8 protein-coding genes are annotated in these 7482 nt (G+C 44.5%); all 8 read right to left on the bottom strand.

Going from position 1 to position 7482, the window contains the following annotated elements; all coding sequences use genetic code 11:
* Positions 1–164: 164 nt before the first annotated feature.
* Positions 165–1316: an amidohydrolase family protein gene (locus tag CA598_RS30550; RefSeq protein WP_094878930.1), complete on the bottom strand. Its 1152-nt coding sequence runs from the start codon at positions 1314–1316 to the stop codon at positions 165–167.
* Positions 1317–1318: 2 nt separating this feature from the next.
* Positions 1319–2377: a pyridoxal-phosphate-dependent aminotransferase family protein gene (locus CA598_RS30545; RefSeq protein ID WP_094878929.1), complete on the bottom strand. Its 1059-nt coding sequence runs from the start codon at positions 2375–2377 to the stop codon at positions 1319–1321.
* Positions 2374–2778: an ATP-binding cassette domain-containing protein gene (locus tag CA598_RS33400; RefSeq protein WP_373455857.1), complete on the bottom strand. Its 405-nt coding sequence runs from the start codon at positions 2776–2778 to the stop codon at positions 2374–2376. The genes CA598_RS30545 and CA598_RS33400 overlap by 4 nt, the downstream gene beginning before the upstream one ends.
* A gap of 76 nt (positions 2779–2854) precedes the next feature.
* Positions 2855–3124, bottom strand: coding sequence for an ATP-binding cassette domain-containing protein (locus CA598_RS33210; protein WP_256990724.1), 270 nt, complete (start codon positions 3122–3124; stop codon positions 2855–2857).
* Positions 3115–3882 (bottom strand): ABC transporter ATP-binding protein, encoded by a 768-nt coding sequence (locus CA598_RS30535; RefSeq protein ID WP_256990723.1) that lies wholly within the window; start codon positions 3880–3882, stop codon positions 3115–3117. The genes CA598_RS33210 and CA598_RS30535 overlap by 10 nt, the downstream gene beginning before the upstream one ends.
* Positions 3879–4745, bottom strand: coding sequence for an ABC transporter permease (locus CA598_RS30530; RefSeq protein WP_094878927.1), 867 nt, complete (start codon positions 4743–4745; stop codon positions 3879–3881). The genes CA598_RS30535 and CA598_RS30530 overlap by 4 nt, the downstream gene beginning before the upstream one ends.
* Positions 4742–5731 carry an ABC transporter permease gene (locus CA598_RS30525; RefSeq protein ID WP_256990722.1) on the bottom strand — a complete coding sequence of 330 codons (990 nt, stop codon included), beginning with the start codon at positions 5729–5731 and terminating at the stop codon, positions 4742–4744. Before CA598_RS30525 ends, CA598_RS30530 begins: the two co-directional genes overlap by 4 nt.
* Positions 5728–7344, bottom strand: coding sequence for an ABC transporter substrate-binding protein (locus CA598_RS30520; RefSeq protein WP_094878926.1), 1617 nt, complete (start codon positions 7342–7344; stop codon positions 5728–5730). Before CA598_RS30520 ends, CA598_RS30525 begins: the two co-directional genes overlap by 4 nt.
* Positions 7345–7482: the final 138 nt, after the last annotated feature.

The following is a 7482-nucleotide window of genomic DNA, read 5'->3' as shown; positions in this document are numbered from 1 at the left end:
GAGATTCATTGCAACACTTTTTTTCAAATATTTAAAAACCATAAATCAAGTATTAATGATTACACTCTATCTTTATATACTGTTGCCTTGTATACATTCCATAATATAAAAGAAAAACAACTGCAAAAGATATCAGTTGTTTTTAGAAGAGAGCTTAAAAGAATCTAAATTAATTCCGCTTCCTTCGCTCCAGTAATTACGGAAACGATACTGTTTCGAAGTATCTCCGCATTATAGGCCTGGTATGGATCAACATTGAAAATAACAGCATCTGCAATAAACCCCTCTGCAATCTGCCCCAGCTCATTTCCATTCCCTAGAATATCAGCAGCGCTTTTAGTAGCAGATTGCCATGCTTCTTTGCGTGTTAAGCCATAATCAATCAACGTATCCAGCTCTTGAAGGTTATAACCATGTAATGAAGGTGTAGCATAATCTGTACCGAATCCTATACGAACGCCTTCTCTTTTTGCATAATTAATGGCTTTGGAATGCGATTCAGCAGCGCGGGCAGCTCGTTCGCAAATAATCGGGTTCAAGGCTAGAACGCCTTTCGGATCTGCAGCAATGCGATAGATAGATGTAGTAGGTACAAAAGCCACCCCTGAACTAGCAAGTCTCCCTGCCTGATCTTCAGTTAGAAACATCCCATGCTCTATAGATTCCACGCCGGCCTGAATGGACCAGTCTATCGTTACTCCACCCCAGGTATGAACCAGTACCTTCTTATCATAAGCATGTGCATTACGAACAATGAATGCGAACTCTTCTTCGGAAAAGATCGGATCTACGACTTTCTCGGTGGGTGCCCCTAGACCGCCTGTGGCCATGATTTTTATCCAGCCCGCTCCTGTAGCAAAGATTTGCGCCATCCGTTGTTCCAAATACTTAAGTCCACGGGCATCTGCTGCTCCAAGCATCTCACTGCTCGTATGCACTCTTAAAGGCTGCTGATACTGCTGAACAAGATGCTTCACTGTGCTGGGGGTAATTCCTCCTGCATCCCGTACAGTCGTTACACCAGTCCTTAGAGTAGCCTCAAATGCTTGCGCCTGCATGGCCTCGATCTGATGGGAGTCGCGCTTCAATTGGTCCGTATGATCAAAGTCTGTCCAAGCAAGATGCGTATGAAGATCAATAATACCAGGCGTTATCCATAGTTCTGTGCCTGTAGGAGTTGTATTATTTTGTTGCGGCTCCGCTTCAGTAATAGATGAAAAATAGCCATCCTTGATCACAACATTAAAACGTTTTCCTTCGATGCCTGCTATATGAATATCCATGAATGTATGTAGCTCTGGATGCTTATGGATCATCTTCATTCCCCCCAAGCCAGCCGAACAGCTTGTAATGCCTGATCAGGGTTTTGTTTCAACAACTCAGCAAGCGTTGACATGGCTTCCTCTACACTTTTACGAGCAGCATTTGTTCCAAAATGATTGATCCGCAAAAGATGTCCAAATAATTCTCCGTCTCCTGGAGCCACAATGCCTATAGGTTTTTCGATCTGCAAGTCTTGCCTTCCACCAATCCGAACCGTTGTAGTCAGTGTAGAATAATGTCTGCTGTCCTTTTGCCAAGGCTCAAGCCCCAAGCATTCTATACCCGCTAATGTAGCAGCTGCAGCCCTTTCATGACGCTGAATGATTTGCTCCAATCCCTCTTCTTCAATTCGTGTCAAGGTCAGGATCAAAGCTCTAGCCTCTAATGTCGGAATATTTGGAGCAACTCGTAGTGGCGCGGCGCCATCCAGCGAAGGTTTGAGATCCAGCAAGGACAAAATGGAGTTACGTGGTGCATTTTTATTAGACTCAAGAAATTTCCAGCCACGTGGTGAAATACTGACGGCGCTAACGCCGTTAGGTCCAGCCAAGGCTTTTTGCGCGCCTATCACAGCAAAATCAACTCCCCATTCATCGACCAGTAACACCTCTCCCCCAACCGCAGAAACCGAGTCCGTCACAGTAATGAGATTGTACTCCTTTGCAATCCTGAATATTTCTTTAGCCGGATTAGATCCACCTGTAACCACTTCAGCCTGAACAAAGGAAAGAGCACAAGGGTTAAACTCTTTAATTGCGGAAGCAACTTGGTCTCCAGTGACCACTTCATCAAAAGGAACCTTTACTTCAATTACCGTTGCTCCTCCCCGCTCAAGCCATTTTCCAAATAGACTTCCATAGGGACCTGTTACTACATTTACAATGGTTCGACCAGGCGCGGCTATTCCTGCAGCCACTGCCTCGATTCCCAGAATTGCCTCAGCTGGGATGATAACTGGTGTATGCTCAGTAAACAAGATTGTAGAAATTAATTGTGTAAGCTTATTATACTCAGTCACTGAAAGTGGCACATGTATATTATGTTCTGGGCTCATAAGAAACCTCCTGATGTACTTGATTTTGGCATTTTAGGAACCGCCGACAACAGCTCGTAACTATATTCATGTTTAGGCCGGATGAAGAATTGATCCTTGGGACTCTGCTCCACGAGCTTTCCTTGCCGCATAACTGCTACCGTATCGCTAATTGCATTGATAACTCCTAGATCATGGGAAATAAAAAGCATAGTGAGATTAAGCTCAGTTTTCAGCGTATTGAACAGTTCGAGCACACTAAGCTGCACAGATACATCCAGCGCGCTCGTAGGTTCATCGGCGATCAGGATATTTGGTTCAACGCTTAATGCACGAGCGATCGCTATCCGTTGCCGCTGACCACCAGAAAATTCGTGAGGGAATTTATCTAAAGCCTTTTGCTCCAAATGAACCTGGCTCAAAAGCTCTTTACATCTTTGCTCAACGCCCGAACGTCCCACTATTTTATGAAACAATAAGGGCTCGGAAAGAATTTGCCTAATCGAATGCTTTTTGAAAGATCATCTGGATTATTTTACGATGCTCCCGGCTTCTTTTCTTTTTTAACTCTTGGGTACCTAACAGGATCTTTCCCTCATGCGGGGCAATCAGTCCAGCAATTACTCGAGCCAGCGTAGATTTGCCTGAGCCGGATTCACCAACAAGTCCAAGAGTGGTGTGCTGCTCAAGATTCAGATTGATACAATCCAGTGCAGTAAATCCGCCATAGTGAACAGTTAAATCTTTTATTTGCAAGGCTAGTTCCATAAGTCTCTACTCCCTTCAAGCTCTGGCAAAGGAAGCACCGAATCAATCAGCATCTGTGTGTAAGGGTCGGATGGATTTTGCAAAATATCAAGGGTAGCGCCATGCTCAACAATCTGCCCTTGTTTCATTACACATAGGCGTGAGCATAAGCTGGCTGCAATCGCGAGATTATGGGTTACAAAAACCATGGCAAAACTGAGCTCCTGCTGGACGTTCGTGATCGTTTCAATAATTTGCCGTTGAACCGTGACATCCAGCGCCGTTGTCGGCTCATCACAGAGAAGAATGCCTGGCTTGCATGCCAGTGCCAAAGCGATGACTACCCGTTGACACTGACCGCCTGACAGCTGACTTGGATATCGGTCCTTTTTCTTTAAAGAATCAGGGAGACCCAGCCTTTCGAGTAGCTCCAGCGCAATCATTCGCGAAGCCTTTCGGCTTACTCTCTGTCTGTAATACACTACTTCAGCCAGCTGATTGACAACCATACAGAGTGGATCAAGCGCACCTCTCGGGTCTTGAAACACCATCGCACTGCTTACGTCACTCTTAATGGTGCCACCTGTCTGTTCAACACCATTTGGAAGTAGTCCCAGAATTGCACGCAGCGTAAGCGATTTTCCTGAACCCGACTCACCTACTAATCCTAGACTCTCCCCTTTGCTCAGCGAAAAGCTAACATTGTTGACTAATCTCTCTTTTGACTTTGCAGCCAGCGATAGTGCATTTATTTCTAAAATGGGTTGTATAGACATCATTTTTTCCTCCATATGTCTGCCAAACCATCACCTAGGAGCGACAAAGCTATTCCGGTATACACCACTGCAAATCCTGGGACAGCTGAGAGCCACCAAGCTGTAGTGATGAAGGGTTGTCCATCCGAGATCATAGTTCCCCAGTCTGGAGTTGGCGGTGTAATGCCGATCCCAAGATACCCTAGTGTAACAATGGCAACAAGCAATCCAATCATGTCTGTCATAAGAACGACCACGGCTTGCGGAAGCACATTGGGCAGCAGATGACGCAAAATAATTTTTACTCCGGGTAGCCCTAAGGTTTGAGCGGATGCCACCCATTCCTGATTGCGAAAAGATGCGCTAAGACCTCTCACTACACGAGCAAAAACAATCCAACCTACAAGGATAAACGTAATATAGATGCCTCGTTCTCCTGCTCCACTGGCAAAAGCCACGATAATGACGATTAGATAAAAAGGAAAAGCGATCAACGTATCTGACAGCAGCGTAATAACTGTATCAATCCATTTGCCGTAATATCCTGCTAGCATTCCTAGAAACACACCTATACAAAAGGGAATGATTTCTGCCAAGAACATGATTTTTAAATCCGTCCTCGCTGCATAAATCAATCTAGTAAACAGATCACGTCCCAGTTGGTCTGTTCCCAACCAATGCTCGGCTGACGGAGGCTGTAGAAAGGCACTCAAATTTTGCTCGGAGGGATCATAGGGACTTATATACGCTATGAATACAGTCAAGAACATAAGAGCTGCAAACATAATAATTCCCACTAGAAGTGAAGGGGTATTCCATATTCGCTTTAAGCCACTAGTCATCTTGCCACCCTCATACATTCGTGGCTCTATTCTTATAGTTTTCATTGTTTTCCCTTCGTTCTGGGATCAAGCCACCAAGAAATGATTTCAATCAAGAGACTGATGATCACAACAGCTAACGCACAGTAAAGTGCTATTCCTTGAATAACCGGAAAGTCCCGTTTCGAAATTGAAGTGAACAACAAGCTGCCAATTCCCTTTATTCCAAACACCTGTTCAACGACCAATGTGCCGCCGATTAGATAAGAAATATTCACACCCATCAGCATCAGTGTTGGAAGAGCCGAATTACGCAGCACATGTTTAAATAAAATAACCCTGCTTGGTATTCCGGCAGCCTTAAGTGTAACTACAAAATCCGATTCTAACACTTCAAGCATCTGTGCTCTTAACGAACGGACCAGCGTAGGAATCTGTGAGAAAGCAACGGTGATTGCCGGAAGTGCAAGACTGTGCAAGGTTCCAATCCACCCTTCACTTACTCCCCCAACGGGGAACCAGCCGAGCCGGACACTAAAGAGCAAAATTAAAAGTAAGCCAACCCAGAAGATTGGCATACCCAAAGTTATTGTAGGAAAAATACGTATTAAATGATCCAGCAGTTTATCCTTATGCGTAGCTGCTACTGTAGCAAGCAGAAGCGATACCAAAATCGCCAACACACACGCTATTACTATGAGCAACAATGTGACAGGGGCTCGCTGCATAATCAACTCTCTTGTTGATGTACCCATAACAATGGAGTTTCCGGTATCCCCCTGAGTAAATAGCGTCTTCAGAAATCGCAGGAACTGCTCCCACAAAGGGAGGTCCAGCCCAAGAGTATGATGCATACTCTTAAGCGCCTCAGGGGTACTGTATTCTCCCAATATCATTTTAGCTGGATCTCCAGGCACAATCCGGATGATGAAAAAGACTGCTATCATTACGCAGCAGATTACTGCCAGCGCTTTTATAAGTGATATCACAAGCCAGTTGTAAGAGTCTTTGCTTCCTCTCGGTTGATTTAACACCTGCTTAAGATTCGTCATTGGCTGATGCGGACATCTTCGAAACGGGCGCTGCCGTTAGGTAGAACAACAAGGCCGTCGACTGAAGAACGGATACCTTTCAGAACATCTGGATAATAAAGCGGAATATACGGCACTTCATCAGCAAGTGTCTGCAGCAGCTTAGTATAGATTTGCGCACGGCCATCGCCATCCGCTGTTTTTTGGCCCTCATATAGCAGCTTCGTTACTTCATCATTCGTATAATGGGTCCAATATGATTTGCTGAAGCCTTCCGGATCAGTTTGAAAAGCAATAATCGAGTTCGCTTCTGGGGAGTCGGCTTGACCGCTGTTGAGCATTGCGGCGAAATCATATGCAAAGAACCGTTCACGGAAAGTAGCAAGCTCAATCGACTCAATCTCAATTGTAATCCCGATCGTTTGACCCGCTGCCTGAATAATTTGTGCTTCTTGTGCTCTGGTACTATTGCCGGAAGCTACAAGTAATTTAGTAGTGAATCCATTAGGGAAGGCAGATTTAGCAAGCTCCTCCTTGGCCGCCTCGACATTGAAGTTCAGAGCCTTAATTGTATCATTGGAGTTATAAGGAATCGTTGTTGGCAGCAATGAGTTTGCCGTCTGTGCATATCCAAAGGTTAACGCTTTGGTCAAGCCTTCACGATCAAGCGCCAGAGCCAGAGCGCGGCGAACATGCACATCCGAAAAATGTTCATCCAGCGTATTAAAGAACAATTGCTCTGTTACCCAACTACCATTAGTAATTACTTTTGTGTCAGCTCCATCTTTGATCTCATTGGCATTTTGCAGCGCTAAAGATTCAATAGCATTAACTTCTCCAGCTTTCAGCTGATTGATTGCTTGACTATCATCCTCAATCAACTTATAAACTAGCTTATCAATATATGGTTTACCTTCTTGCCAGTAGAATTTATTCTTAGTGAAGGTCAGATCACCCGCTGTATCCCATGATTCAACCACAAAGGGCCCCGTTCCGATGGGCTTCTTAAAGAATTCTTCTTCGGGAACTCCACCAAAATGGTTAGGCAAGATGCCATTTGAGAAATTGGATAGCTCTGAGATAAATGGTGTATAAGGCTCTTTAAGCGTAATAACAAGTGTTTTGTTATCTTGCGCTTTGATTGCGTCCACCTTTGCAGATATTTCCAGTGGGCCGCCAACCTTCAAGTGGCGCTCAAGGGAGAATACAGCATCTTCCGCAGTCACATCCGTACCGTTTGAAAACTTCAGACCCTCACGAAGTTCAAAAGTATACGTCAATCCATCCTCACTAATACTGTGTGACTTCGCAAGCCAATCTACAATTTCGCCCTTGCTGTCAAAAGCAACCAACGATTCAAATACTTTGTCGATAGCAAAAGCATTGTTGGACGTAATCTGGTTATGCAGATCCAGCGAGGTTACAGAAGCAGGACGACCATAGACGAAGGTTCCTCCTGCTGCCGGCTCTGCTGCTTGAGGACTCTGAGTTGCTGCACTCGCATTTTCCGAAGCTTCCTTATTGGAATCAGCCTTATTAGTAGATCCGGAGCAACCCGCGATCACCATCAATAGTAATATTGATATTGCCCCAAACAGAAGCGGCTTCTTAAAAGATAAATTAAAATATGACATACTCCATTCCCCCTACAATTCTTATATGTTTAGTATGAATTGTATTATGGGTTAAACACTGTAGTCTGTCAAACAAAATTTAAATCGTACTAACCCTTTAAGTAAATAAATACAACAAAAAGACCACTGTCGATGACT

This window comes from Paenibacillus sp. VTT E-133291, from assembly GCF_002264395.1.
In the GTDB taxonomy this organism is placed as follows: Bacteria; Bacillota; Bacilli; order Paenibacillales; family Paenibacillaceae; genus Paenibacillus_AQ; species Paenibacillus_AQ nitricinens.
Note: the sequence above shows the minus strand (reverse complement) of the source record. Positions and strands in the feature narration are given on the sequence as shown.